The organism is Geothrix sp., assembly GCF_020622065.1.
Classification (GTDB): Bacteria; Acidobacteriota; Holophagae; order Holophagales; family Holophagaceae; genus Geothrix.
In genome coordinates, this window is sequence record NZ_JAHRYQ010000002.1 from 400,043 (window position 1) to 426,954 (window position 26,912).

Genomic DNA, 26,912 nt, shown 5'->3' on the forward strand with positions numbered 1-26,912 from the left:
AAATTCGGGCTTTCCGCTGCTCCTAGGGCCGATCGACCGCCGACGCCCCACGGCCACACACGCGCGACTTCCCGTTCCACGAACCGCGAAGGGTGGTCGCCTGTCCAGGAAGGCTGACCTTCGGCGGCTGGTAGAGGCGGGCCATCAGCGCCCTGATCGCCTCCCTCGAACATCAGGCCGGGCCCAGAACGCTTCCCATATCCGTCTGATCTGGCTCGATGGGTTTTTCAGGGCCGACTACAGACGTACATGGGGGGGCAACGGATTCCGTAGCCCCGGGAGGACAAGAGCCGCCGGAAGATAGTGGAGCCCCTCCCCAAGGCGCCCAAATCGCATAGCCAATGAACCGGCCCCACACCTGAGATCGCCCCTCCTCAGGCAGACACGGCTGGCCCCCCTGCCCCGACAAAATACGGCTTCAATCAGGCCCCGAAGCCTAATCCTCGACCAATGAAGCAAGTTCAGCGGCCATTCCCGGAATCTGACTACACCCCGGAATCCAGGTGTGTTTCCAGAAACTGTCTAAGGACCGGTTCACAACTGTCCCTCGCAGCGCGGGCAAGCAGATCAGGTTCCATTTCCTGCGAGGTCCCAGATTCGCGAAGATCCTCTGCCAGGATCCGCTCGGTCGCCAGTAGAGCGTCCTCCAGAGCCTGCCCTGCAAGCACCTTAAGGGTTCCTTCTGGGAATGCTGTTCGAGATGCCTGGAGCGCCGTCCCCAGGCTTCGAGTCGTGTCAGTGCGCAAGCCCTGAAGTCCTGTGACAGATCGCTTCGTGGTCTCGACCATGCCGAAAAGGCTCGCCAGGCACATCATGGCCTGAATGACCCTTCTCCATGCATCCTGCTCGGCTAGGCAGTCGTCTACAGCCCCATGTGACTGAAGCTCGGCGATGCCTTCCCTGACCAAGACGAGGCATTCCGGATGATTCCGAGTGATCATCTCGCAAGCCTTCCGAGTTACCCGTTCAGCTCGATCCCATTGCTTTCGGTCCAATGGCCGGTAGAACGCCTGGAGATAGCCCCCTGCCACGGCGATCTCGACACGCCAGGCCAGGAGTTGGTTTCCCAAGAGAGTAGACACCGCACCTCTGTTTGTTATAAATAAATATAAAATTAGTCTTAATGGCATGAAGGCAATGATCCACCGAACCCCTCCCAGCGTTAAGCAGTGGGAGGGTCGAAATTTCTTCCCCCCGCCCATGGAATAGCAGCATGTACCTTCGGGCGTTTAACCTTTGCCACATCCCGTGTCGAAGTCCAAGTTTAAGCTTGCAATGCTTGGATCCACCTTAATATCAAAGCCAAGGTCAGGCATTCCGAGCTTCACATACAACATCAAACGCTTTACTCACAACACCTGGAGCCCCAATGTCCAATTTCGCGTCTTCCCTAAAAGCTGAGATCCTTCGCCTGGCCCGGAAGGAAGTCCGCCAGGAAGTGGAGGGCCTGAAGAAGGCATCTGCCCATTACCGGTCCGAAATCGCGGCCTTGAAGCGATGTATGGAGGCCCTAGAAAAGATGCGTGCTCGGGCCGAGAAGAAAGCTGGACACGATGCCTCTCAGGCAGAGGCCTCTGGCGGGAAACCGACCTTCCGCTTCAGCGCCAAGGGCCTCGCGGCCAAGAGGCAGAAACTCGGATTGTCTGCCGCAGAGATAGGGGTGGTTCTTGGAGTATCCGCCCAGACTGTCTACAACTGGGAGTCTGGCAAGTCCCGGCCACAGGCTCGCCAGCTGGAAGCCATTGCCGCCCTCCGGGGCATGGGGAAGAGGCAGATCGCAGCCAAGCTCGCTGAGCCACCCCGTGAATGATTTGGGTCGGCCGCACCGGTGTGGTTATCGCCTTCTCATCCGGCATGCCCTAACCACCAGGCCCAGCACTAGTACACTTGGTATCAGCAATTAGTAACTCAAAGCACCCACATATGTGAACCTCATCCCATCGAACGAGTTCGCATAATTAATAGTCAGGCCTCGAAAAACAGGTCCGTTTGCGTCCCGTTCAGGTTGCCAATTCGCCCGTTCGGCCGTTCTATTTCGGGTTTCGTGGCCGGCGTGCGTTCATGGTGGCAGGCTCGGTCTCGTTCTTTTCAATCAGTGCGCTGTAATCCGGTCGCCTCGGTTCATGCATTGGCTACCCCAGCGTCTCGGCCTAACATCGCGCTCAACTCGGACCCAGCCGCAAGCGGCTCGGTCCTGACATCCTGGTGATTCCTTCACCCGTTCTCTGCCAATCGTTTCAGCCGCGGCTGGGCCGGTTAGCTTCTTTGTATGTTTCTCCGTACCTGAGCAAGTCTAGGCTCAGGGTTTGAGATGGCGTTCTGCACCCAAAGGGGAGGGGCGGTGATGGTAACTTCGGTGGCCCGACTGCTTGTGGCCGTTAACGATGCCACTCCCGCCCCTCTTTTCGTGCAGCACCCGTATGGCCGGACACCACTTCGGGACATGCCCGTATTCGCAATAGTGGCCTGGGTGCGCACACCCCAAGTGTAGGCAAGCCATCCCGTCACGGGAGGCCCCATGCTCATACCTTCTCCCTCAACCCTGCTCTGGATCGGGATGGATGTCTCCAAGGCCACCTTCGATGCCGCCCTCTGGGGCCACCAGGACTTCCAGAGGATGGCCACGGCAGCCTTTCCTCGCACGGAGGAAGGCGTCCAGGCCTTCCGAACCTGGGCCCTGGCCCATGGTGGCGATGCGGTCGGCGTGGTCATGGAGGCCACCGGCTGCTATTCCCAGGAGCTCGCCCGGTGGCTCCAGCGGGATCTGCCCGGCAGCCGGATCGCCATCGTCAATCCCTCCCTGGTGAAGGCCTTCGGGCGTTCGCTGGCCCTGCGCAACAAGACCGATCGCCTGGATGCCCGCATGCTCGCCCGCTATGGCCAGGAGCGGGCCCCAGAGGCCTGGATGCCCATGACCGCCGAGCGGGTCGAATTGAGAGACTTGATCCGAACCCGAGCCAAGCTGGTCCGCCTCCAGATCACGATCCGCCTCCAGATCACGATCCGCCTCCGGCTGGACGACACCCTCGTGAGGATCGGCAGTCCTGCAGGGAAGGCCCAGCAGAAGGTCCTGCAGGTGCTCCAGGGCCAGGTCGAGGCCCTGGACAGGGCCATTGATCGCCAGCTCCGCCTGGTTGCCGACCTGGGTCATGCGGTGGCCCTGCTCACGACCATTCCCGGGGTCGGCAGGATCACTGCGGTCACGCTGCTGGGGGAAGCGGGAGACCTCCGAGCCTTCCGGCGCGGACGGCAATTGGCCGCCTTCGTCGGCGTCTCCCCGCGCCGCTACGACTCGGGCAGCAGCGTCCGAGGCCGCACCCGCATGTGCCGGATCGGAGGCGCCCACGCCCGGACAGTCCTCTACATGGCCGCCGTCGCAGCCAGTCGCACACGCCACGCCTCTCGGGGACTTCTACCGGCATCTGGTGGACCAGGGGAAGCCCAAGAAATCCGCCCTCGGCGCCCTCATGAAGAAACTGGTCCTCGTCATGCGGGCCGTCCCGATCCAGGACGAACCCTATTCCCCCCAGCCAGCCTGACTCCCTGCTATTCCTGCACAGCGGAGCCAACCAGCACGGACACGGCACGGGACAAAGCTCCGCGGGGTCGCAAGGGGTGTGCCGCAGTCTGGCGGTGCAACCCTTGCGCCCTTGGCCCGTGCCGTGCCCGTGCGATCATTTGCCCGCGCAGGAAAAGCTTCCGGTACCCTTGCTTTCAAACACACCACATCATTAGGCAAGAATTCACCGTGCCCAGCCAGAAACAGGAGGTGACATGTCAAAACAGACGGTAGAAACCGAAATAATCAGGTTGGAAAGCGACGCCCTGCGGCGGTGGTGCGACGGTGATCCATCAGGATTCATCGAAATCTCCGCACCTGATGTCGTCTATTTTGATCCGATGTTGGAGTGCCGGCTCGACGGCTTGGAAGCCTTGACCAGATATTACGAACCGATTAGGGGAAAAGTTAAAGCCAAGCGATTCGAGCTACGGAATCCATTAGTTCAGATTGCTGGAGACGCCGCAGTGCTTACATTCAATTTCGTCTCGTGTGATGCAAGTGACACAGAACACAGATGGAATTGCACAGAGGTGTACCGTCGAACAGCAAAGGAATGGCAAATCATTCAAACTCATTGGTCCCCAACGAAGCCAACACTCGTCTAACTCGACCCTCAATCTTGGACACTGCCTCAGCGAGGCTTCCTCTTCGCAAATCCGTCGAATTCCTGCCCCGACCTCAACTCCCATTTGGTGGCGCCGGTTAGCTCTTCCGTTAGGCCAAATCATGATCATTACGGATTCAGTTGAACCAAAGACCCGTCAGGAATGGCGCAATTGGCTTGATCTCAACCACAGTCAGGCCAAAGAGATTTGGCTCATTTTCCTTAAGAAGCACACCAAGCAAGCTGCGATCACATATCAAGAAGCTCTCGAAGAGGCGCTGTGCTTTGGCTGGATCGACGGAGTTCGGCAACGGATTGATGACCTTCGATACGCTCAGCGTTTCTCACCAAGAACCAAGTCTTCTCGTTGGTCTGAAACAAACAAGGCGCTCGCCGCGGCATTGGAGGCTAAAGGCCTCATGACACCTGCGGGCCTTGCTTCCAAATCCGCTTCACCGGCCAGCGCAAATCCCACTCAGCAGCTCGACTCAGGGATACCCGCTTGGCTGACAATGGCAATTCAAGCTAATGCAACCGCCTGGAGAAACTTCACATCCCTTCCGGGGTCGTATCAGCGCCGGTATGTTGGCTGGATTTTGTCTGCCAAGCGCGAGGAGACACGAAACAAACGAGTCACAGAGGCGATTTCGCTTCTTGTTGAAAACAAGCGCCTGGGCCTCGGCCCAGGTGAGGTTAGGAAATGAATGACGCGAACCCCTTTTGGCCTGACCTCGCTCTTAACCCAGGCTCACCAGCCTCTATCATCCGATCTCCATACGCTCATTCGAATAGTCTTTACCCAACTTCAGATCGTGGTTGGTTCGGTTCGCCGCCAAATCGAACCTGCAATCTTGAGATCTAAATCACCACATTGCGTTCAATAGCGACTTCGAGTCCATTTTAAAGCGCGAACCATGGCTTTTCCGGGCTCAGAGGATCGATCCAACCTTCATTTCAGATCAATGGCATTGACGTTCTCCCCGTAAATCAGCCGGCCCTGAAAAATTCCAAGGTATAGGTTCAGCAAGGATTTGAGGAACTTTGTGGGTATCCGGTACACCCGAAAGTGAGGGACTAGCTACTACCAGGTGATGCTCACCCAGCCCCTTCCCTGGCCCGAGAAACGGGCGCTGCGAGGAGATGTGGCAAGCCTAGGACCTGCTGGCTTCTCCGACGGCGGGCGGCATCATGCCGGCGATCTTCTTCGTGAGCTCCCCCAAGGTGAAGGGCTTATTGAGGCTGTGCACGGTTGGGTGGGAGGCCAGGATGCCCTCTAGGTCGCTCTCGCTGTATCCGCTTGCCATCAGCACCGGCTGGCCCGGCCGGAGGGCCAGGATGCGCGGCAGCGTCTCGGCCCCACTGAGGCCGGGCATGTTCATGTCGAGGATCACCAGGTCGGCCCCGGCGACTGCCACCAGGCCCCAGGGCGGCATTGGCTTCGCGCTGCGCTTTGAAGCCCCGGTGGACGCCTTCCGGCGCGGCGTGAACCTGGAGCGGCTCTTCCGCGACCTGGCCCGGCTCGGCTCCCTCCGCACATGGCTGGACACTTCGTGCCTGCCGGACCTCGGGAAGCTCGATCCCGAGGACTGCCACCTGGCCTGGGACTTGCGGCTGGAGACCGCCGAGCCCCTCGCCACCGTGGAGGAGGTCTTCGAGTTCGTGGCCGAGGGGGACAACTTCAGCCTCCGACCCCTTCCGCCCGAAGACGCCATCCTCCCCTGGGCGAGCTGCTCCAGGTCGAGGCTGGCGTTAGCCCCCGGGACATCCGCGAAGCTCTGGCCCGACAGAAGCCCCTGGGCACCCTCCTAGTTGAGGCCGACAAGGTGAGGCCCGAGACGGTGGAGCGCGCCCTGGACCAGCAGCAAAAGAAGCACCACCAGGCTGAGGCCTCCACCGTGCGTGTGGCCACCGAAAAGATCGACAGTCTGGTGAACCTGGTGGGCGAGCTCGTCATTACTCAGGCCATGCTCTCCCAGGCCTCGCAGGCCTCCCACACCAAGCTGGGCGAGGAGCAGCTGGCCGCGGCCCTACTGCAGCTGGACCGGCAGACTCGGGAGCTCCAGGAGTGGGTCATGGGCATCCGCATGGTCCCAGCGGAGATGGTGTTCTCCCGCTTCCCGCGCCTCGTCCACGAACTGGGCAGACAGCTGTGCAAGGATGTGGAGCTGGTGATGGAGGGGCAATCCACCGAACTGGACAAAACCTTCATCGAGATGCTCGTGGAATCCCTGACGCACCTGGTGCGCAACGCCGTGGACCACGGGATGGAGGACCGCGCGGCCCGAGCGACCACGGGTAAGGCCCTCCAGGAGGGCACCATCCTGCTGCGCGCCTCCAGCCGCGGCGGCCACATTCACATCGAGGTACGGGACGACGGCCGAGGCCTGGACCGCGAGCGCATCCTCGCCAAGGCGGTGGCCCGGGGCGTGGGCGTGGGCGTGGACATGGTCCGCCAGAATGTGCGGGCCCTGGGCGGTCGCATCGAGGTGGAGAGCGTCCCGGGCCGGGGCACCACTATTCGCCTAGTGCTGCCCCTCACCCTGGCTATTCTTGACGGGCTCACGGTCCGGGTGGGCATGGAGACCTTCGTTTTTCCCCTGGCCTCGGTGCTAGAGAGCTTCCTGAGACAGGCCGGCGATGTGCAGACTGTGAAGGGGGACCGCGAGGTGATCAGCCTTCGGGGCGAGTACATCCCCGTGGTGCGGCTGTGGAAGCTGCTGGGGAGGGGGAGGCGCGCGAAGAGAGCTCGGGCCGGACCCTGATGGTGCTGGTGGAATCCGAGGGTCGCCGGGCCGCCATGGCGGTGGACGAGCTGCTGGGCCAGCAGCAGGTGGTCATCAAGAGCCTCGAGACCCACTACCGGCGCGTGGAGGGCGTCTCGGGCGCCACCATCCTGGGCGACGGGCGCGTTGCCCTCATCCTCGATGTGCCAGGTCTCCTGCGCCTGGAGGCTGGCGAGGCTGCGGTCAGGGTATGACTCTCCGGCCCCGAACGGAGCGAGGGCCCCTGGTCCTGGATCCCCCTCCCCTATCCACAGCGATCTTCCGGCCCCTCCGCGCGCCCCCGCACGACCATGCGGTCATCGCCCTGGCCCCCCACAATCTGGCCATGGTCCAGTCGCGGCTGGCCAAGAGGCTCGGCGCCCTGGGACTGACGGACTACGAGGTATACCTGGCCCAGGCGGCCGACCCCGAGTCTGACGAGTGGGCCGAGTTCATCAACGTCCTCACCACCAACCTCACGAGCTTCTTCCGCGAGGGCCACCACTTCACTCGGCTGGTTGAGCTGCTGCAGGTCCGCGGGCTTCCGTCCCGCCTCCGCCTCTGGAGCGCGGGCTGCTCCACGGGAGAGGAGCCCTACACCCTGGCCATGACCCTGCTGAAGGCCTTCGGCACCGTTCCGCCTAGGGACGAATGAGACCTGTGGTGATTGTAGAAGTGGAGCAAGCAGCATTCACTCATTTGGATGTAATCACTTAACCATCAAACTTGCAACAGTTTAGACTTGCGTACCGGCAGCCACGATCTGCACTCTTACAGGCCGTTCCATTCCTACGGCGTTCGACATTGAGGTACCAAATTGGCACCTCAATGTGTCTTCGCCCAGACCCGCGACCCTCCTCGGTACATAGTTATAAATCGATTCGCAGACTAAGCGGATGCACGCATCAAAGGATGTTTGCGTCCGCTTCCGTCGAAACCTTTCACATTTCCTTCGAGAAGGATTGCGCATAGGCCTATAAACGGATGGGCAGAGCAATCTGCGGCGCGAGAGCCTGGAGCACGGTATGGGCATCAAGAATTTCTTGGTGAAGATTCGGGTGCTTTGGTGCGGTCACGGTCAATACGAGTGCATATCGGATTCTTTGCGCTCCCGCTCCGGCAAGCCCCCCGCCGTCCCTAGCGTTGTAATGAACATCGAATACTGGTTCGTAGAGGCTTGCGCCATAAAAGTTGGACTGGGCATGGAGAACTGTCTCCCATTTCCCAAGATCCGTTCTTAGCTCGGCTTCAGTTCGGAATTCGGCCATTGGAAAGAATGTCTGGGAAGTTGCCTCGACCGCTCCAGGCTTTTTCTTTTCTTTGTGCGGCCTGAAGGTGATCTCAAGACCCGCCTTCGTATAGGCCGCTGCATCTTCGGGATCTATCGGACTGGCATAACAGAATGTCGCACGGAGGTTGACCTTTCCCGTCAATGGATCTTTCGGGAGAGGAACACGAGCCCTGAGGTATTTCCCCGGACGCAGTTCACCTTGATAGATGATTCGGGCAACCCCATCTGAACAAGTGATGAGCTGGTTGATGTCTTCCGGTGCGCGGCCCCAACCGATTTCATCCGGATCGTCTGTTGGCCGGGAATCGCACCCGTGGATCAGCAGGGCCTTTGTGGTGAGAGGGTATACCTCGTCCCCCAAAATCGCCCGAACGCCAACCGCAGAGCGCAGCGCCAAAGGAGCCGCAAAGCTAGTGCCGAGTGTGGCGCTAGCTTCTGGACGGAGGCCTGGACCCGCAACATGGAAGTAATCCCTGGGAGATCCACCAAAAGCGAGGAGGTCTGGTTTCCGACGACCAGGGCTTCGGCCAGGCCCCTTGGCGCTATATGAAGCTCGGGTCCACATTGTTCCACGCTGATCAGCTGCCCCAACGGAAAGTGCGTTCACGCAGTCGCTAGGAACCTGAATTCGGCTCAGCCCGGTGGCGTCATCATGCTGGCCATTGTTGCCAACAGCCACGGACATAAGGGTCTCCCCATCGCTCAAGATGGTATCAATCACCGAGGTCCAGGCATGAACTTCGTGATCCTCAATTGACAGGTCAGGTCCCAGGCTAAGGTTTATGAACTGGTACTGCCGTGATAGCAGAATGGTTTCTACATTGGCCAAGGTCCGGAACAGCTCGTAGGGATCCTCTTCATCGCTCTGAGAGTCAAGAACCCTATGGTGGTCCACGGCTGCGTACGGCCGGGGAGCAATTGTTCCTGGTTCGATTGGCCCAAAAAGAAACGCCGAGGTGACGCCCAAACCGTGGTGCAGGTAATCATCAACATCATGAGCACTGGGGTCTGCCTCGAAGTAACGTCGTACATATCCCCCCAATACATGTTCCCGAGGCATCCCTCCATCAAGGATGGCCACCTTAGGTTCACGAGATATTGGGTCGAGGCCCGAAAGCGCAAAGGTCAGAGCCAACGGAGCCCCCCTTGTCACTGGGCGGACCCCACGAAGACGAGGCATTGGTCTAAGGACCCGTATCATTGTGAACTTGGCTAGTTCTGTGATTCCTTTTGCTTCACCCTCAACAGCCAGAAACACCATGCCACCAGCATTGAAGATCAATTCTTCATTGACCTTAAATCCACACTCCTGAGCGTAGGCAATGAAGTGAGCCCGAAGCTCCTCCTCTGCGGCGTCAGGAAGAAGATGGAGACCGACCTCGAATACCCTTGATGAGTCAGTGTAATCACCCCTCAGGCGTTCCATCGGGAGCTGTGGGACAAAGTTCTCGATCTCGGCGAACTGAAGGGCGATGGGACTTCCGTCGGATAATCCATTTGCAAAGGCGGGAAAGGCGCGCATAGCCTGTCGTCTACCTGTGATGAAGAACTCAGTAGTCTCCATTTCGACAGGGTCTTTGCTTCTGACTTTCTTTCTAGGTTGCAGTCGTACAGTTCGAGAGCCCACGGATACAAGGCCCGCTCCATCCAACATCGCCTTCGGGAAATACGACTTTGCAAGGAACGCTGGATGAAGGGCCATACGAGCTACAACCATGTCGTTCGGGCAGGCGAGGTCGGGCAGAGAATCGAAGGTCTCACACGCCTGTTCCATCTGGGGGAGAATGGCCGCTAGGGCTTCCCTCAGCGAGTACGGGCGAAGCTTCGTACCCTGATTTCTCAGGGGAGGGCCAATGGGTTGGGTTAGCAATTCCCCTTTGCCAATCAGATATCGCGTAGCCACCTACTTCATCCCCCTTCCTCGTCGAGGCGACGGTCCAGCGTGCTTTCGAATGGTGTCTCGGGCAACACCCGTCAGCTGGCTAATCTGCAAGTAGGTGTATGTCCCCTTCTTCGCCATTTGGATGGCCATTTTCGTTCGATCAGCTCGTGGAAGATTCGCATGAGCTTGCCCAACTAGGGTCCCCACCAATTCCTCTGTGGGCGCAGCACGAAGGGCGTGGCCCCTCCGAAGGGTATTGATAGCGCGTTCTACATCGGAAAGCGACTTCCCCCTAAAGGCGAGGCCTAGAATTGGCACCCAAGATGCAAAATCTTTGAGGTCACGGTCAAGGAATCGCTCGACAGCGACCTGTATGGCCGTCTGTGAGGGCACATCGAACTTAAGAACAGTGTCGAACCTACGCCAAAGTGCGGGATCTACCAACTCGGGATGATTGGTGGCCGCCAAGAGCAAGCTGTTATCAGGCCACAGATCGATCTCTTGCAGCATCACGGTCACAAGCCGCTTAAGTTCTCCTACATCCGTTTCGTCGCCACGTCTCTTGGCTATTGCATCGAACTCATCAAGCAACAGGACTGCTTCGTTGGCTTTGGCGTAGTCGAGAGCGGAACGAAGGTTGTTCCCCGTCCTTCCCAAGTAGCTACTCATGACCGCGGCCAGATCAAGCACCCACAGAGGTTTTCCGACTCGGCTTGCAATCCAACGTGCCGACAATGTCTTGCCGACCCCTGGGGGACCGATCATGGCCGCAGATCGAGTTGGAGTGATGCCTTTCCGAAGGAGTTGGTCTCGGGCCTCACGCTCCTGAACGATGGCCTCGATTTGACTGAGCAATTCCTGAGCAAGCAACGGGGGGGCGAGTCCATCCCGGTCATCGAAGACCCGAATGAGGGCGAGGCGAGTATCGCCATCGGTTGGAACGGGGCCAGATGCCGCCGTCAGTTCCGAAGTTGAGCCCTGACGTAGGAGGGATGGTCCCCCGGAGCGAGTCCGGGTCGCCTTTAGGCTTTGATCCAACCGCTCGGCAAGAGCAGGTTGTGAGGTGCGATATTTCCTCACCAGCCTTGCCAGGTACAGGCGAACATCTTCATCCGATGACAAAGTCGCCAATCGCGCCAAGTTGGCGATCTCGTCTTGTAGAGCCTTGATGTCGGAAACAGGCGCGCTAGGCATGCTCCAAGGGTAACGAGTTGGACGGCGGAGTTCAACTGACGAAATATGTGACGAATTTTTTTATTCGTCACTTTGATCTCAATCCCGAAGGGGCATCTCCCGCCCTTCAGCCCGTTTGTTCAACCGTATTCGGGACTAAAATCGGTAAACGAAGGCCTTGCCCGGCCCGCACCATCACAAGCCAGAAGACAGTTCTTGTCGACTTCGCGTCTTGGGCCTCCATGTGAAAATGCCCGATGAGATCGTCTTATGCCTTCAGTAGCCTTAGTCCGTTGAAGATGACCAGCAGGGAGGCCCCCATGTCTGCCGCGATGGCCGACCAGAGCGAAGCGTGACCAACCATAGTAAGAACCACGAACAATGCCTTTACCGCCAAAGCAAACGTGATGTTCTGGCGGATCACGGTGAGGGTCCGATGGGAGTGGTTCACGAGCCAGGGAATCCGCGTTAGATCGTCGTTCATGAGCGCGATGTCGGCAGTTTCGACGGCCGCGTCACTGCCCATAGCACCCATTGCGATGCCCAATGTGGCGCGAGCCATGGCAGGAGCGTCGTTCACGCCGTCTCCGATCATGGCTACTTGACCATACTTAGCCACCAGTGCCTCGATTGCCTTTACCTTGTCCTCGGGCATGAGTTCGGCCTGGATCTCGGTCAAACCAACCTGTCGGCCCACAGCCTGGGCCGTGCCTTTGTTATCTCCCGTGAGGAGGACTAGGTGTTCCACTCCGGCTCCACGCAAGTTCTGAAAGACTGAAGCAGTGGTGGGGCGCACAGCATCCGCTAGGGCAAGAAATCCGATTAGTTCTCGCCCCACTCCGAAGGCCACGACCGTTCGACCATCCGCATCCAGGGATTCCAACTGTGCATGAACATCAGGGCTTTCTGCTCCCTGTTCCTCTAAGAAGCGATGGGAACCGAGCCAATGGGCACTGCCATTCAGAAATGCTGTAGCTCCCTTGCCCTGAAAGGCCTGGAAGTCCTGGGCGGGCATGAAAGCCACCCCCTGGGATTTCACATGGGCCACAATCGCCCGGGCCAGGGGATGATCGCTTTGTGACTCCATGGCTCCTGCCACACGAAGGAGTTCCAGTTTGGTGTGGCCATTCAGGGGAACCACTTGCACCACGCTGGGATGGCCTTCTGTGAGTGTGCCAGTCTTGTCGAAAGCGATGGCCTTCAGGTGGGCGGGGATCTCCAGGTACATGCCTCCCTTTACGAGGGCGCCATGCCGGGCAGCAGAAGCCAGACCCGCCACGATGCTTACGGGTGTGGAGATCACAAGCGCACAAGGGCACGCGATCACCAACAAGACCAGGGCTCGATAAAACCAATCCCCCCAGATCCCGCCCAGCATCAAGGGTGGGACTAAAGCTACCAGGAGAGCCAAGACCATCACCACAGGGGTGTAAACCTTCGCGAAGCGGTCCACCCATTGTTCTGAGGCTGCACGCTTGGTCGAGGCTTCTCCGATCATGCGGATGATCCGGGCGAGCACTGTGTCACTAGCGGGCCTGGAACACTCAATGACAAGTGCGCCGTCTCCGTTGATGCTTCCTGCAAAGACTTCCTCGCCCGGGACCTTCGTGACCGGCATGCTTTCTCCGGTTATTGGAGCTTGGTTGAGTGCGCTGGTGCCTTGGAGGACGAGGCCATCGAGCGGCACACGTTCCCCGGGTCTCACATGGAAGAGGGCACCCACGGAGACCTCTTCGGGGCGGACAGGTGTGCTCCCTCCATTTTTCACCAACTGAACAAGGGTTGGCGTCAGATCCATGAGGGCTTCCACGGCCCGACGGGCACGGCTCAGGCTCCATCCTTCAAGGGCATTCGACACCGCGAAGAGAAAAGCCACCGTTGCGGCCTCGAACCACTCTCCAATGCTGATGGCACCAAGGATAGCAATCACCATGAGTAGGTTCATGTCAGGGCGCAGGCGCCGGGCCGATAGCCACGCCTTCGGTGCGATGAACCAGCAAGCGGCGAACATCGCGCCCAGGTAGGCACCTTTTGAAGCCCAGGGGATCCTGTGGACATGGCCCATACCCTCAGCGCCAAGGGCTTCATGAAAGCCGCCCGAGGACCAAATGTGGAGGCCGAAGGCCAGGGCGGTGAGTCCACCGCTGAAAATCGTGAGGACTAACTGGACCTTTTGACGTCCGGACTTCTCGTGACCTGATCCCGCACTTTCCCGCCACGGTTCGGCATTCATGCCCGTACTAGCCACGGCCTTAAGAATGGCCTCAGAGGAGGCCGAAGCCCCCTCTGAAACGATCATCTTGGCATTCAAGAGGTCGAAGGCGAGATGTTCCTCGCCCCCAACCACGGGACCAACCTCACGCTTGAGGGTGGCCACTTCCTCGGCGCAATCCATTCCATGAACCTTGAAGGTCCTGCGCCGGGTGTTCATTGAAGCCCTCCAATAACCATCTCCATCTGTGCTTCGAAGGAGTCTTTCCAATCCTTTCTGTGAAGTGAAAGTTGGTATTTCGTGACCTGCAATCGGCCTGTGTCAACAGAGAATGACCACGTCTCTTTGCGATCCAGCATGTACTCGCCGAAGTGGGGCGACAGTTTCCCCTTGTAGGCCTGGATGATTTCTAAACTGACGGGAGTGCCATCCTTCTTCAGGTGAAGCCTCGCCTCACCCACCTTCATTTTGAAGGTCCAGAATTTGCCCGCCGGGCGAGGTGCTTCAAGAGGGTAGACCAGAATCCTGTCACCTGGCTCACCGCGACCAGCCGAAGGACTTTCCTCGGCTCTCGGCTGGAGGCGACGGACGAACCGGATCAAGACAGAACCCGGATCGGCCAACGCAGCCATCTTGGATGGGCTGGTGACCTGGCTGAACCAACGCTGTCCTTCTGACAAAGGGGCAGATTCTCCCAATTGCGGGTCATGAGCATGCTGAGGTGCGCTTGCCCAGGTGTTCCCCTGGCGAGTTGTTCCTACGAACAGGGCGCCAGATTCTTTGAATTCTCCTTTTGATCTCCCTTCATGGAACGACTTGTAGGAAACCTTGTAATCCACAGATCTCGATGTGGAACCGATAGGGGGTTGGGTTTCCAGCAATCCTTTTAATGCCTGAGAAACTGGTGTTGATGGAGATGTGGTGTTCAGAGTGGCGAGGAGAAGAACTGCCATAGCGGTCATCATGATTCACTCTCCGGCAGGATTTCGGGGCTAGATTTCGGCTTGCCGACCCAGGCGTAGAAGCTCGGCAAAGCCAGAAGGGTAAAGAGGGTGCTGGTGATGAGGCCACCCACCATGACGATGGCCAAGGGGCGTTCCAGTTCGCTTCCGCCGATGCCAAACAGCATGGGCATCAGGCCTAGGATGGCCGCGCCCGCCGTCATGAGCTTCGGACGCACGCGGCCGAGGCTGGCTTCCTTGAGCGCCTCGTGGAAGGGGATGCCAGAATCCACGAGATGCTTGGCCTGGGTGATGAGCACTAGGCTGTTTTGAACGGCCACGCCGAATAACCCAATCATCCCGACGATGGAACTGATGTTCCAAGTCTCCCCAGCGAGCCAAAGCGCGAACAGACCTCCGGCAAAAGCATCGGGTAGGGTCAGCACCACGACCATAACCTCCCGCCAGCGTCCAAGGGCCAGATAGAGCAGGCCCACCACCAGGATGAGTGCTGCCCCGATGGCGACCATCAGACGCTTTTGAGTTTCCCGGGCTTCTTCGATCTTGCCGCCCAGCTTCACGACGGTGCCCTTGGGAAGGGCCATTCCCTTCAGGGCCTTTTCCAGGCGGTCGGCGGTGCCGCCGAGATCTCCTGCGGTGCGGACGTTCAAGGCAAGCCGCCGCTGGGCGGCCTCCCGTCGGATCAGGCTCGGGGTGCTTGCCTCCTCGAAGCGGGCCACTTGACCCAGCTCCACCACGCGTCCGTCATCGAGGACGAGGGGTAACCGCTTGAGGGTTTCGGGACTGGTTCGTCCATCATCTGGGAATCGAACCACTCGCTCGATACGCTGGGGTCCATCGAAGCGGGGGGCCGTATCGTAGCCCTGAAGCGCAGTCCTCAGGGTTTTCACCAAAAGAGTTCGCGGGACATCGAGGCGGCGGAGGGCGTCCTCGTCGGGTACAACTGTCCACTTGGGCAGGGCGCCCGCACCTTCTGGGGTAATGGACGCCACGCCTGGCACCTTGGCCAGGGTCTCCTGGATGCCGGAGAGCTGGGTCTGGAGCGCTGCCAGATCAGGGTGGAAAAATTTCACCTGGATGTCCGCCGGGGTGCCGCCAATGCCCTCGGCGATGCGCATCTGCATGGGTGTGGTCAGCTCCACTGGATAGGGCAATTCCTCGGCCATCTCGGCCACTTCCTTCTGGACCTCAGGTGTCCGGTGCGTGCCGTCCAGCACCACCAGCACATCGGAGATCGTGTGAGGCATAGGGTCCTCGGTTAGTTCGGAACGGCCCGTCCGGCGATAGACCGAGGAGACACCGGGGAGCTTCACCAGCTTCTGTTCGAGTTGAAAGTTGGCCTCATCCACGGCGGCTAGGCTGGTTTCAGCAGGCAGGATGCTGTTGAGGAGCAGGGCACCTTCATCTAGATTCGGCAGAAAGTTACTACCCAGATGTAGGGCAAGCCAGATGCTAGGGATCGTCAGTCCCAGAGCCAGCACTCGCACGATGGCGCCGTGGCGCATAGCCCATTCGAGTCCGGGTTTGTAGAATGCCTTCAGGGCCTTCACCAGCCTTGGTTCCTCCAGCAGGGAACCCGGAGGCAGGAACCGCTCGACGAGTGCCGGAACAAGCGTGAAACTCAGCACCAGGCTGAGAGTCATGGCGGCGGCGATGGCCACGGCCAGTGGCGCATAGAGCCTGCCTGCGAGGCCGCCGATGGCAAGCAGCGGAATGAAGACCGCCAGGATCACCATTACCGCCGTGAGGATGGGAACACCCACTTCGGCTGCGGCACGCGTGAGGGCAACCCTCCGAGGTTCGATGTGCTCCTTGTGTTCGTGTAGGCGATGGGCAAGGTTTTCCACCATGATCACGGCCGCGTCCACCAGCAAGCCCACGGAGATAGCGAGGCCGCCTAGGGTCATGGCATTCAGGCCAAGGCCCGCAGCCTGAAGGGGTACCGCTGCGCCTAGGGTGGCAAGGGGCAGCACGGCGATGACGATAAGGGCCCCTCGGAGGTTGCCCAACAGGACCACAAGCACCAAGGCTACGAAGAATCCCCCCAGGAGGAGCGCCAAGGTCACGCCATTCAGGGCGTGGGTGACCAAGTTTCCTTGGTCATACATCAGGGTCAGCTCCATGCCTTCTGGAAGGCTCTGGCGGAGTTCATCCAGGGCCTTCCTGGTCTCTTTAGCCACAGTCAGGGCCTCGGCCGTGGGCTGCTTGACCACCCGTAGGCTGACATCCTCGTGCCCTTGGTGGCGGGCGAGACCACGCCGGAAACCCGCACCTTCGCGAACTTCGGCGACATCACCGAGAAGGATCGCTCCACGGGGTGTCTTCAGCCGGAGCTTTTTAACGGCCTCGGGCTGAGCTGCAAGGCTGCCTACCGTGATGAACCATCCTTTGTCCTGGATTTCCATGACTCCGGCGGCGCTATCCTGGTTGCTACCATCCAGCGCATCCAGGATCTGGCCTAGGTTCACGCCCTGGAGTCGCATGCGCTCGGGCTGGACGACGACCTGTAGTTGACGTTCCTCGCCCCCCAATCGTTCGACACGTGCAACGCCTGGAACGGCCTGGAGACGGGGAATCAGCACCTTCTCCGTGTGGTCCCGCAGCTTCATGGGGTCCGTGGCGGGTCCTTCGAGGACGATCTCCATGATTTCCTGGAGCCGGCCCGCGGCGCTGGACATGAGGGGCGCCCGGGTCCCTTCCGGGAAGTTGCCGACCACCCCTGAGAGGCGTTCAGCCACGAGTTGTCGAGCCCTCCAGGGATCGGTGTCACCTTCGAAGGCCACCACCACCTGTACGACCTCCGCCTGCACGGTGCTCACCACCCGCTTGACGCCGGGCAGGCCACCAATAGCCTGTTCGATTGGCTGGGCCACGGTCAGCTCCAGCTCCGTTGCGGCCCGGCCCGGGCTCTGAATGAGGAGGTTGAGGCTGGGAAGGGTGAGGTCCGGGAAGAGATCCCGCTTCAGCGTCGCGAAGCTGGCCACTCCGGCGGCGGCCCAGACCAAGGCCAAGGCGAATACCCAACCCTTGCGGGGCAGCATCCAGTCAAACCAGCGGCGGATCAGCGTGCGGTGCTGGGGTGTGTAGACCTTGTAGGGATCATCGGGCATGGCCGGATCAAGAGGGATGTCCGGGTCCTGCGGGAGATTCGGCTCAGTGGTCATGGTCTTCCCCCCCACTCTTCCGCTTGATTTGGAGGGACTTCAGCAAGTAGGCACCTTCGCCGACCACGGTCTCACCGGGCTTCACGCCCTCCAGCACCATCACATCGGTGCCCAGTTCGGGGCCCCGGCGCACCGGACGGAATTCCGCCTCCTCCCCCTCCTTCACGAAGACGCCCCAAGTGCCCTCCACCTGTTGCAAGGCGCTCTGAGGGAGGACGACGGTCTTCGCGAGGGGCACATGGACTTCCAACGGCGTACCAGGGATCGGCAGAGGGCTGCCCATCAAACGCAGGCGATAGCTCAGCCGCCGGGTATCCGTGGTGAGGGTCATAGGCGTGCCTTCAAGGCGGGCCTTCCAGCGCTGGCCATCACCTTTCCGGACCTCGGTCACGGCGCCGGGCTGCCAGTTCTGGGGGGCGGGAAGCGGCAGCTCCAGCCGGGCGATGGCGGCGGAAGCCGCCTGGAAGCTGCCCAGTTCCTGACCGGCGTCGACTCCCTGGCCGAGTTGGATCTTGTAGGCCGAGACAGTACCTGCCTTTGGGGCCCTAACGACCAGGGCCGCTCCTGCCATCTCTGGATTCTGACCCCGAGCCTCCAATGCGAGGCGGGCAGCCTCTTCATCCGCCTTGGCCGTGGCGGCTTCGCTCTTGGCGGCCTCCAACTCTCGTCGGGATCCCGCCTGGGCTTCAAAGAGCTGTTGCTCGCGGGCCAGCTCGGCTTCCGTCCGTTCTCGCCTCGCTTTGCTGGACAACCAGTCCGCTTTGAGGCGGGCCAGTTCAGGGCTCTGGATGGTGATCAGCCCTGCGCCGATTGCGACATGCTGTCCCGGGGGGGTCTGGATTGCGGAGACGATGCCCTTCACGGGGCTACTGAGGATGGCCTGGGCAGATTCGTCGCCGATGGCCTCGGCGGGATACCACGCGCCTTCCGCCTTGGGTTCGGGGACCACCAGGAATCGAAGACCCCTGATGTCCTTCAAGGGGAGGTGAGCGCCTCCATGCTCTTCCGCCTCTTGTGCATGTTTCCCTGATTCATTTTTTGCTTCGGATTTCTTCGAGCACCCCACCCCAGCAAGTAGCACCAGGGCCAGGGGAAGGCTCATCATATTGCGGTTCATTGGTTCACCTCGGGAAGCAGGGCTTTGAGTTCAGCGGCTAGGAGATGCTGGGCATGGTGGCGACGCAAGGAGGCCATCTGGGATTCCAGGAGTTGGCGACGGATGGGCAGGGCCTCAGATGGGCGTTCACGGCCTTCCTGTAGCCGAAGGCCTACCGCCTCGATGGCCTTGGTGAAATCGGGAATGCTCCGGTTAGTGGGAGCCAGCTTAAGGCGGGAGATCACACCCAAGGCGCGGGCATCAAGTTCAGCAAGGGCTTGTCTGGCAGCCCCCTGGTTGGCCCGAATTTGGGCCTCGGTATTGCTCCGAATGGAATTTCCTTCACCGGGACGAGGAAGGCGCACCGCTAGGCCGAAGCGTGCGACCTTCTCATCGCCCTCCGTGGCATAACTGCCCCGGAGGCTCCACCGGCTCAAGGCCTGGGCTTCCTTCAAGCGGAGGCTCTGTTCTTCCAGGTTGGTTTGTGCGAACAGCGCCTTCCGTAGCGGGCCTTCCTCCAATCGCCTCTCAAGATCCACCGTCGGGATCACCGGCACGGGCCCTGGATCAGCCAGTGGAAGGGGACCCATCGGAATATCGGCCAACGCAAACAGGGTCCCCCAGGTGCGTGCTTCCTGGGTCCAGGCTTCATCCAGGTCCTGCCGAACCTTCAACAGCTCGCCTTCCACGAGAGAGACTTGGAAGGCTGGGTCAGAGCCCGCCTCGAAACGGGCCTGCGATGATTTGAGCCAGCGTTCCACTGTTGCGAAGTCAACCTCTCGAAGGGCCAGGAGCCGTGAGGCCAGCCAGGCATCCAGGTAGGCTGCCCGAAGGCGAAACATCCCCTCACGGAGTGCGGCCTCCTTCAACAAGGGGTGTGCTTGCCCCAGGGTGCCTTCCAGATCAGCCCGTGCCTTGGAGGACAAAAACAGGGGCAGGTCCAGGTCGAGAGCCTTATCAGTCGTTCCGGGTGCACCGGGGATCCGGCGAGGTCCCGCCAAAAAAGAAACCGTGGGCCCTTCCCGAAGGAAACCTCGGGTTTCTTGCATCTGTCGCTGACGCTCCGCCAGCAGAGCGTCTGTTCGCCACTGCTCCGGAGCTGACCGGGCTTTGGCCTGAATGTCTTGGTAGGTCAGGGGGGTCTGGGCTGCTGCTTGAACTACGAGCAGACAGGGCAACGCCCCAAAAGGAAAAGTCCGCATAGGATCCTCTATCAACAAGTAGGCTATTTCACGGCAGGGCGATGCCCAGCCGCAGGTTCAGTCACCAGATTCCTCAAGCCCGAGGAGGGGTTTTCTCCGGTTCGATAACCAACTCGACGAGGTCTTCAGCCCGCTCTGCCTCGTAACGCGGGCGTGGCAGAGAATTAGGGGCGGGTGGGGCTGCGGTGTCTGGGACTGGGACGGTGGCACAGCCATCAGCGCAGAAGATGTGGCAAACAGGAGCGCAGTCGTCGTTTACGCCCTCAGCGCACTGATCCAGGCTCGTGGCCCCCAGATAAAAGGTCGCCAGACACAGGAGTAGGATCGCCGCCCAGCGCCTCATGATGCGGTCGCCTGGGCATGGCCCCGGGTCTCCTCGTTGAGGCAGAGCCCGTGGTACATCAGTTTGGTAACACAGGGGTCCACGATGCTGTAGTGGATATGGACCCCATGGCGGCGGGTATCCAGGATGCCGAGATCCACAAGGCGTCGGAGCTGGTTGGAGACCGCCTGGGGCTTCATGCCGACTGCGTCGGCGAGATCGGTCATGCAGGGGTCGCCCAATATAACCAGTGCATGGAGAAGCCTGAGCCTGGTGTCAGAGGCGAGCACCTCGAAGAGCCGAGCCAATTCGGATGCTTGGGCCGCACTCAACAAAGGTCTCGCACCGAGTGGTACCTTTGGAGGACAGGCCGGAGTCTTCAGGGTGGGTTTTGCCATCGCAGATATGATACACCACTTCGTGCAATAGTGGATTATTCGGTCTCCCGCTTCTGTGGAATCACGACCTTCTGCCGCCCTTCAGTGGCGGTCAACCCTGAAATGCAGTTCCTGTCCATTCCGTCTATTGGTTGAGAACGCCTCTGACGGGGATCTTCATCATTATTCATGGATCCCATGTTCTATCCGGGTTAGGACAGCCAGAACGGCTTGAGCGTCGGTGTTGCCACCTCTCTGGGGGTTCGGCCACCAAGGGCCAGGATTGGAGAGTCCAGCCAATGGGCCGCCCGCTCGAGGTCACCGAACACATCGACTGCCCGGCAGACAATCGTGGCTAAACCCGGTACTGGCGGGACTTGGGGGAGGGGCGGCCGTTGCAACAACGCGTCCAGGTAATCCTGGGTATCGAAAAGAGCATCCCCGAGTTTGTCGCCAATGCCTACGAAGCGGACGCAGGTATCAGATGTTCAGGTGGCGGAATCTGAATACCCGATCTCTTCGATCTTGTGGTGTCCCTTCTTCGACCCGAACCGTAGGTAGAGGCTGGGCACGACGAGCATGTTGAGGGCGGTGCTGGAGATGAGGCCGAAGAGGATCACGAAGGCCATGGGGGCCTGGATCTCGCTGCCGGGGGCGTGGCGGCGGAGGATGATCGGCACCAGGGCCAGCCCGGCGGTGAGGGCCGTCATGAGGATGGGGCTCAGACGCTCAAGGGCGGCTCGGCGGATGGCGTCCGCGCCGTGGATGCCTTCGTCGTGCAGGTGGTGGATGTGGGTAACGAGCATGATGCCGTTGCGGGTGGCGATGCCGAAGAGGGTGATGAAGCCGATGAGGGTGGCCACACTCATGACGCCGCCGCTGGCCCAGAGGCCGATCACGCCGCCCATCCAAGCCAGGGGCAGGTTGATCATCACGAGGGCCGCGTCACGAACCGTCTTGAGGGCCAGGAAGAGCAGTCCGAACACCACCACCACCGCGCCCAGGCCGAGCAGGGTGAGGGTCTGGGCCGCGCCTGCGCCGCTCTCGAACTGGCCCCCATAGGAGATCTGGTAGCCCTGGGGCAGCTTCACCCGCCCCTTGATGCGGGCCTGGATGTCCGTCACCACGCCGAAGAGGTCCCGCCCGCCCACATTGCAGGTGACGGCCAGCTTCCGCTGGTTATCCTCGCGGGGGATGAAGGCCGGGGCCCGCTCGAAGTCGACGGTCGCGAGCTGGCTGAGGGAGACCGGGCCGCTGGGTGTAGCCACCAGCACGGACTTCATGCGCTCGGCGTCCAGGTTCACCGAGGGCTCCATGCGCACCAGCACATCGAAGGCCCGATTGCCTTCCCGCACCTGGGTCACGACCTCGCCCGCGAAGGTCAGTTCCAGGGCGTGGGAGAAATCCTGGGTGGAGAGGCCGGCAGCGGAAAGGGCCGCCCGGTCTGGCTTCACGGCGAGCTGGGGCAGGTCGGCTTCCGCCTCCATGGCCAGGTCTACCACGCCTTCCACCTGGGCCATCTCCTTCTTGACCTCCTGGGCCAGGCGGCGAAGCTCCAGGCGGTCCGGTCCGAACACCTTCACGGCGATGGCCGCCCGGCTGCCGCTGAGGATGTGGTCCACCCGGTGGCTGATGGGCTGCCCCAGGCTGATGTAGACCCCCGGGATCGCCGAGAGGGACTTGCGGAGGGCCGTGAGCAGCTCCTCCTTGCTGCGGTCCTTCATCTTCAGGCCCACCTCGATCTCGGCCCCGAAGATGTCCTGGCCGTGCTCGTCCAGTTCCGCCCGGCCCGTGCGGCGGGCGATGGCCACCACTTCGGGGTGCTTCAGCATGATCTCCTCGGCCTGGCGGCCCAGGCGGTCCGAGACTTCCAACGGCGTGCCGGGAAGGCAGACGAAGGTGACATTCAGGCTGCCCTCGTTGAACTCAGGCATGAAGCTGCGTCCGGCGAAGAAGAGGCTGACCGTGGCGGCCACGAGACCCGCGGCCCCCAGGCCCACCAGGACGCGCCAGCGGGAGAGCGCCCAGTCGAGGATCGGCGTATAGCGGGCCTTGACCCAGGTGACGACCCTGCCTTCGTGGCTGTGCTTGTCTTCCAGGTCGTGGGGCAGCAGCCAGGCGCACATGGCCGGGGTGACGGTCAGGGCCACCAGGAGGGAGGCCCCCAGGGCCACGGTGAAGGCGATGCCAAGGGGCTGGAGCAGCCGGCCTTCTACGCCGCTTAGGAAGAAGATGGGTGTGAATACGACGACGATGATGGCGGTGGCATAAACGATGGAGGAGCGAATCTCCATGCTGGCTTTGTAGATGACCTGGAGGAACGGCTTGCGGTGGTCGTGGGGCTTGGCCGCGTTTTCGCGCAGGCGCCGCAGGACATTCTCCACGTCCACGATGGCGTCGTCCACCAGGTCGCCGATGGCGAGAGCCATGCCGCCCAGGGTCATGGTGTTGAGGGAGGCGCCGAAGGCCCGCAGAGCCAGGATGGCGGCCACGAGGCTGAGGGGCACCGCCACGGCGGTGATGATCGTCGCCCGCTTGTGGGCCAGGAAGAGCCCGACGATGAGCAGCACGAGAATGGTGCCGTCCCGGAGGGCGTCCACCACGTTGCGGATGGCGATCTGGATGAAGTTCGCCTGCCGGAAGATCTGCTTCTCCAGCTTCACGCCCTGGGGCAGTGTCGTCTGGATCTCGTCCATGACCTTGTCCAGGCGCTGGGTGAGTTCCAGGGTATTGGCGCCGGGCTGCTTCTGGATGGCGAGGATGACGGCGGGCTTGGCGTTGTGGCTGCCTTCGCCGCGCTTGAGGGCGGGGCCGACCTTGATCTCGGCGATGTCTCGCAGGCGGATGGCCTGACCGTCTCGGCGTGCGACCAGGGCCTGTTCCAGGTCAGCCGCATTCTGGAGGCGTCCGATGCCATGGATCAAGTGCTCCTGGCCCCCGTGGACCAGGAAGCCCGCGGACGAGCTTTCCCCGGCCTTCTTCACGGCTTCGGCCACTTCCTCTGCGGTGAGTCGCGTGGCCAACAGGCGATCGGTCTTGAGGAGGACTTGGTATTGGCGGACCTCGCCACCGATGGGAATGACCTGGCTGATGCCGGGCACGGCGAGGAGGCGCCGTCGGACTTCCCAGTCCGCCTGGGCGCGGACCTCCATGGGGCTGACGGTGTCGCTCTCCAGGGCGACGAACATGATCTCGCCCATGATCGAGCTGATGGGGAGCATGACGGGATTGGGCGTCCCCGGCGGCAGGCTGGCCATGGCCGTCTGGAGGCGCTCCGACACCACCTGTCGCGCCTGAAGGATGGGCACGTCCCAGTCGAACTCCACGTGGACCAGGGAGAGGCCCACGTGGCTGGTGGAGCGGACGCGGCGAACACCCGCCGCCCCCAGCATGGAGCTTTCCACGGGCTGCGTGATCAGGCGTTCCACCTCCTGGGGAGCCATGCCGTGAGCTTCGGTGCCGAGGGTGACCGTGGGGGCCGTGAGGTCTGGTAGCACATCCACCGGCATCCGGGTGGCCGTCCAGCCACCCCAGAGCAGCATGAGGACCGCCGCCAGAAGGACGAAGTAGCGCTGGTTGAGTGAGGCTCGGATGATGCGATCGATCATGACGGGCTCCTCAGTGTGCGTGGCCGTGCTCGGGCACCTTGCCCGAGCTTGCCGCGAGGCGCACGAGGTGGGCACCTGTCGTTACCACCCACTCGTCCTTCTGCACGCCGGTCAGGATCTGTACCCAGTCTCCGTCCCGGGCGCCGACCTTCACGAGGCGGCGCTCGAATCTCTCGCCGCCTGCCTGGACATAAACCACCGCCAGACCATCCTCGTCCTGGACAGCCGAGGCGGGCACGGCCATGGCCTGGGCGATGTTGCCCGTGCGCACGAAGGCCTTGCCGGAGGCTCCTACTTTGAGAGTGCCGGAGGGGTTCCCGAACTCCATCACGAAGGGCACCGTCCGGCGCTCGGGATGGATCGCTCCGCCCTGTCCGAGAACTTTCGCGCCACTGCCGGGTTCAAGCACCACCGGCTGCTGGCCGGGGGCCTGGAACCAAACGCTGGCGACCTTGGCCAGACGGCCGGATTGAGCCTCAGGCACCTGCACCTCTAGGCGGAGCCTTCTTGTATCCACGATGTGGAAGAGTTCCTGACCTTCGGCCACCTGGACGCCAGGACCGCCGTTCACGGTGCTGACGATGCCGGACACGGGAGCCGTCAGGGCCAGGGCCATGCCGCCCTTGCCCGTGGTGACCTCATCCTTGCGGGCCTGGGCGACCTTGAACTCGGCCTCGGCGAGGGCCTCCTCGCGGGCCGCCTCCTCGACCCGGCGACGGGGCACGGCGTCCTGCTCTAACAGGCCCTTCAGGCGCGTGTGGTTGGCCTTGGCCTGGTCGAGGCGCAGCTTCGCCCGCTCGAAGTCGAGCTGGACGCTGCCGAGGGACATGTCGGCCCCGGCCTTGGGCACCAGTCCGCCGAGCCGCTGCCCCTGCTTTACCATCTGCCCGATGCTGGGGAAACCGCTGCCTTCGAGGCGTCCCGCTACAGGCGCCAAGACACGGCCCTCACCGCCAGGAACCGCCAGCACCGAGGCGTAGGCCTCGAAGCCATCGGAGAGGGGACGCTGCTGGGAGCGGGTGATTCCGAAGGGAACATTCCACTGCTGTTCCTTGAGGAAAGCGATGCCACCGGAAACTTCAGGAACCTCCGCCTTCATGGAGGAGGCGATGTCGGGATAGACCGTGTGCTTGCCCAGATCGAAGGTGGCTTGGCCCTTGGGGCCCTTCCAGATCAGCTTCACATTCACATCCCCAGCCGCACTGGGTTTGGGTGCCAAACGGAAGATGCCCGGCGTGGAAGAGAGTTCTCCGGTATTCCGCTGCTCTCCGCCCGCCCCCGTGAGAATGGCTTCCACGGTGCCTTCGTTCACGGCTTGGTAGCCGTCCAGTCGGGTCAGATGTACGCCGAATTTGGATTCCTCGCCCTTCACGAGGGCCACATATTCCACGTACAGCTGCACGCCGTCCGCATAAACCGTCGGGGCGAAGGAGGGGCGCTCTGAAGCTTCGTGGGCGTGTCCCGCCGCCGTTCCGTGGCCGTGTTCAGCCTCTTTCTTGTCGCAGCCGAGGCTGAAGGTCAGACCCACGGCGAGGCAGAGGGTCAGGGTGGAAGTCGTTCGGATCATGGGTTCACCTTTCCAAGCAGACGATCAAGGGCGATGCAGGCGCGGCGAGCACGCTGGGCCTGGTCGAGAGCCGCCAGTTCGGCCTCCAGCAAGCTGCGGGCCCCGTCCAGGCGGGCGAGGAGGTCCATCTCTCCCGCCCTGAAGGCGGCTTCAAGGGCGGTCTCCACCTTGGCGGGGTCCTGGAGGGCCTCCTGGGACATGTGCTCGGCGGAGGCTCGAAGCAGGGTGGCTTCCTGCCACGCACTCCGCAGATCGGACGTTTCTTGTTCCCGCTGGAGCTTGGCCTGAGCGGCGGCGGCTCGGGCTTCGGCCTCGGCTTTCATCTGGTTGCCCTTCACACGGCTGGGTATGGGCAGGGCGATGCCGAGGGACAGCACGGAGCCGTTGCCTGACAGTCCGTTTTCCTGCCATCGCTTCACGCCCACGCCGACTTGGAGGTCGGGCATCCAGCGGCGGGCCGCCTTGGCGTCTGCCTGGGCGGCGGCTTCCGTGGCCCGCGTCATCGTCGCGCCGGGACCGGCCTGCTGACGGTCCAGGAGTTGCTCAAGGGGTTCCGGGGCAACAGGCAACAGGGTGCCCTGAAGCTCGGCGGCCTTTTCCCCAAGCATCACGGCGAGCTGCGCCTCGGCACGGCCCAGCGCGGCCTGTTCTTGAGCCTGTCGGCTCTTGAAGATCTCCATCTCTCGGCGAACCCGGCTCCGGTCCAGGCCGGACATTTCTCCCGCCGTGTGAAGGCGATCCACCTGCTCCTGGACCTTCCCGAGCCGAGTCAGGGCGCGATCGAGACGGGACACCCGCTCCCGTGCAGCCACTACCTCGAAGAAGGCCCCCCGCACCTGGGCTACGACACCCGCCGTGCGGACCCCACTCTCGGCCTTGCCTGCCTCTTCGCGCTTCAGGGCGGCTTCACGCTTGGCCATCCAGCGACCTGAGACATCCATGCTCTGGGTGAGGAGGATCGTGTCCTCCCGCCTATTGGGCAGGGGCCCCGTGAATCGTTGCCGATCCCATCCCAGACCAGGAGCCAGCCAAGTGCGGGCCTCCATGGCCGCGCCCTCACCTTGCCTGGAAGAGAGCTGGGTGATGGCCTGCCACTCGGGACGCGCCAGGGCACGACTCACGGCATCC

21 protein-coding genes are annotated in these 26,912 nt (G+C 61.6%); 8 read left to right on the plus strand and 13 right to left on the minus strand.

What is annotated here, in order from left to right:
* Positions 1 to 1,369: 1,369 nt before the first annotated feature.
* The 4 genes from QZ647_RS11315 to QZ647_RS11325 all read left to right on the plus strand — a co-directional run bounded on the left by QZ647_RS11315 (position 1,370) and on the right by QZ647_RS11325 (position 4,870).
* A complete protein-coding gene (locus QZ647_RS11315) occupies positions 1,370 to 1,810 on the plus strand; it encodes a helix-turn-helix transcriptional regulator (protein ID WP_291272258.1) in 441 nt (146 codons plus the stop codon).
* A 747-nt stretch (positions 1,811 to 2,557) separates the two neighbouring features.
* Positions 2,558 to 3,793 carry an IS110 family transposase gene (locus QZ647_RS15615; RefSeq protein ID WP_366526184.1) on the plus strand — a complete coding sequence of 412 codons (1,236 nt, stop codon included), beginning with the start codon at positions 2,558 to 2,560 and terminating at the stop codon, positions 3,791 to 3,793.
* Positions 3,775 to 4,167 (plus strand): nuclear transport factor 2 family protein, encoded by a 393-nt coding sequence (locus tag QZ647_RS15620; RefSeq protein WP_366526170.1) that lies wholly within the window; start codon positions 3,775 to 3,777, stop codon positions 4,165 to 4,167. Before QZ647_RS15615 ends, QZ647_RS15620 begins: the two co-directional genes overlap by 19 nt.
* A gap of 121 nt (positions 4,168 to 4,288) precedes the next feature.
* Entirely contained in the window at positions 4,289 to 4,870 is a 582-nt protein-coding gene (locus QZ647_RS11325) for a YdeI/OmpD-associated family protein (RefSeq protein WP_291272260.1), read from the plus strand.
* Positions 4,871 to 5,317: 447 nt separating this feature from the next.
* On the opposite strand, the gene QZ647_RS11330 is transcribed toward QZ647_RS11325, so the two are convergent.
* On the minus strand, positions 5,318 to 5,545 hold the full coding sequence (locus QZ647_RS11330; RefSeq protein WP_291272261.1) for a hypothetical protein: 228 nt from the start codon (positions 5,543 to 5,545) through the stop codon (positions 5,318 to 5,320).
* Here QZ647_RS11330 and QZ647_RS11335 point away from each other — a divergent pair.
* Genes QZ647_RS11335 through QZ647_RS11350 form a run of 4 tightly spaced genes read left to right on the plus strand, consistent with a single transcriptional unit; the run spans position 5,538 to position 7,583 of the window.
* On the plus strand, positions 5,538 to 5,975 hold the full coding sequence (locus tag QZ647_RS11335; RefSeq protein WP_291272262.1) for a hypothetical protein: 438 nt from the start codon (positions 5,538 to 5,540) through the stop codon (positions 5,973 to 5,975). The genes QZ647_RS11330 and QZ647_RS11335 overlap by 8 nt on opposite strands.
* Positions 5,976 to 5,989: 14 nt before the next feature.
* The gene (locus QZ647_RS11340; RefSeq protein ID WP_291272263.1) at positions 5,990 to 6,928 is read left to right on the plus strand and encodes an ATP-binding protein; all 939 of its coding nucleotides are present in this window, start codon (positions 5,990 to 5,992) and stop codon (positions 6,926 to 6,928) included.
* A complete protein-coding gene (locus tag QZ647_RS11345) occupies positions 6,928 to 7,143 on the plus strand; it encodes a chemotaxis protein CheW (RefSeq protein ID WP_291272264.1) in 216 nt (71 codons plus the stop codon). The genes QZ647_RS11340 and QZ647_RS11345 overlap by 1 nt, the downstream gene beginning before the upstream one ends.
* Positions 7,140 to 7,583 carry a CheR family methyltransferase gene (locus tag QZ647_RS11350; protein ID WP_291272265.1) on the plus strand — a complete coding sequence of 148 codons (444 nt, stop codon included), beginning with the start codon at positions 7,140 to 7,142 and terminating at the stop codon, positions 7,581 to 7,583. The genes QZ647_RS11345 and QZ647_RS11350 overlap by 4 nt, the downstream gene beginning before the upstream one ends.
* Before the next feature lie 319 nt (positions 7,584 to 7,902).
* Here the strand turns inward: QZ647_RS11350 and QZ647_RS11355 are convergent, their stop codons facing one another.
* The 12 genes from QZ647_RS11355 to QZ647_RS11405 all read right to left on the minus strand — a co-directional run bounded on the left by QZ647_RS11355 (position 7,903) and on the right by QZ647_RS11405 (position 26,905).
* Complete coding sequence (locus QZ647_RS11355) at positions 7,903 to 9,741, minus strand: S8 family peptidase (protein ID WP_291272266.1); 1,839 nt, start codon at positions 9,739 to 9,741, stop codon at positions 7,903 to 7,905.
* Positions 9,742 to 10,122: 381 nt separating this feature from the next.
* Entirely contained in the window at positions 10,123 to 11,295 is a 1,173-nt protein-coding gene (locus QZ647_RS11360) for an ATP-binding protein (protein ID WP_291272267.1), read from the minus strand.
* A gap of 247 nt (positions 11,296 to 11,542) precedes the next feature.
* On the minus strand, positions 11,543 to 13,705 hold the full coding sequence (locus QZ647_RS11365) for a heavy metal translocating P-type ATPase (RefSeq protein ID WP_291272268.1): 2,163 nt from the start codon (positions 13,703 to 13,705) through the stop codon (positions 11,543 to 11,545).
* On the minus strand, positions 13,702 to 14,451 hold the full coding sequence (locus tag QZ647_RS11370; RefSeq protein WP_291272269.1) for a hypothetical protein: 750 nt from the start codon (positions 14,449 to 14,451) through the stop codon (positions 13,702 to 13,704). Before QZ647_RS11370 ends, QZ647_RS11365 begins: the two co-directional genes overlap by 4 nt.
* Complete coding sequence (locus QZ647_RS11375; RefSeq protein WP_366526171.1) at positions 14,448 to 17,612, minus strand: efflux RND transporter permease subunit; 3,165 nt, start codon at positions 17,610 to 17,612, stop codon at positions 14,448 to 14,450. The genes QZ647_RS11370 and QZ647_RS11375 overlap by 4 nt, the downstream gene beginning before the upstream one ends.
* Positions 17,602 to 18,591, minus strand: coding sequence for an efflux RND transporter periplasmic adaptor subunit (locus QZ647_RS11380; protein WP_291272270.1), 990 nt, complete (start codon positions 18,589 to 18,591; stop codon positions 17,602 to 17,604). Before QZ647_RS11380 ends, QZ647_RS11375 begins: the two co-directional genes overlap by 11 nt.
* Positions 18,592 to 18,725: 134 nt before the next feature.
* Positions 18,726 to 19,757, minus strand: a complete 1,032-nt coding sequence (locus QZ647_RS11385) for a TolC family protein (protein WP_291272271.1) — start codon at positions 19,755 to 19,757, stop codon at positions 18,726 to 18,728.
* Between the two features lie 492 nt (positions 19,758 to 20,249).
* A complete protein-coding gene (locus QZ647_RS11390) occupies positions 20,250 to 20,630 on the minus strand; it encodes a metalloregulator ArsR/SmtB family transcription factor (protein ID WP_291272272.1) in 381 nt (126 codons plus the stop codon).
* A 191-nt stretch (positions 20,631 to 20,821) separates the two neighbouring features.
* Complete coding sequence (locus QZ647_RS15625; RefSeq protein ID WP_366526172.1) at positions 20,822 to 20,938, minus strand: MbcA/ParS/Xre antitoxin family protein; 117 nt, start codon at positions 20,936 to 20,938, stop codon at positions 20,822 to 20,824.
* 159 nt (positions 20,939 to 21,097) lie between these two features.
* Positions 21,098 to 24,217 carry an efflux RND transporter permease subunit gene (locus QZ647_RS11395; protein WP_291272273.1) on the minus strand — a complete coding sequence of 1,040 codons (3,120 nt, stop codon included), beginning with the start codon at positions 24,215 to 24,217 and terminating at the stop codon, positions 21,098 to 21,100.
* A 10-nt stretch (positions 24,218 to 24,227) separates the two neighbouring features.
* Positions 24,228 to 25,784, minus strand: a complete 1,557-nt coding sequence (locus tag QZ647_RS11400) for an efflux RND transporter periplasmic adaptor subunit (RefSeq protein ID WP_291272274.1) — start codon at positions 25,782 to 25,784, stop codon at positions 24,228 to 24,230.
* Positions 25,781 to 26,905: a TolC family protein gene (locus QZ647_RS11405; protein WP_291272275.1), complete on the minus strand. Its 1,125-nt coding sequence runs from the start codon at positions 26,903 to 26,905 to the stop codon at positions 25,781 to 25,783. Before QZ647_RS11405 ends, QZ647_RS11400 begins: the two co-directional genes overlap by 4 nt.
* Positions 26,906 to 26,912: the final 7 nt, after the last annotated feature.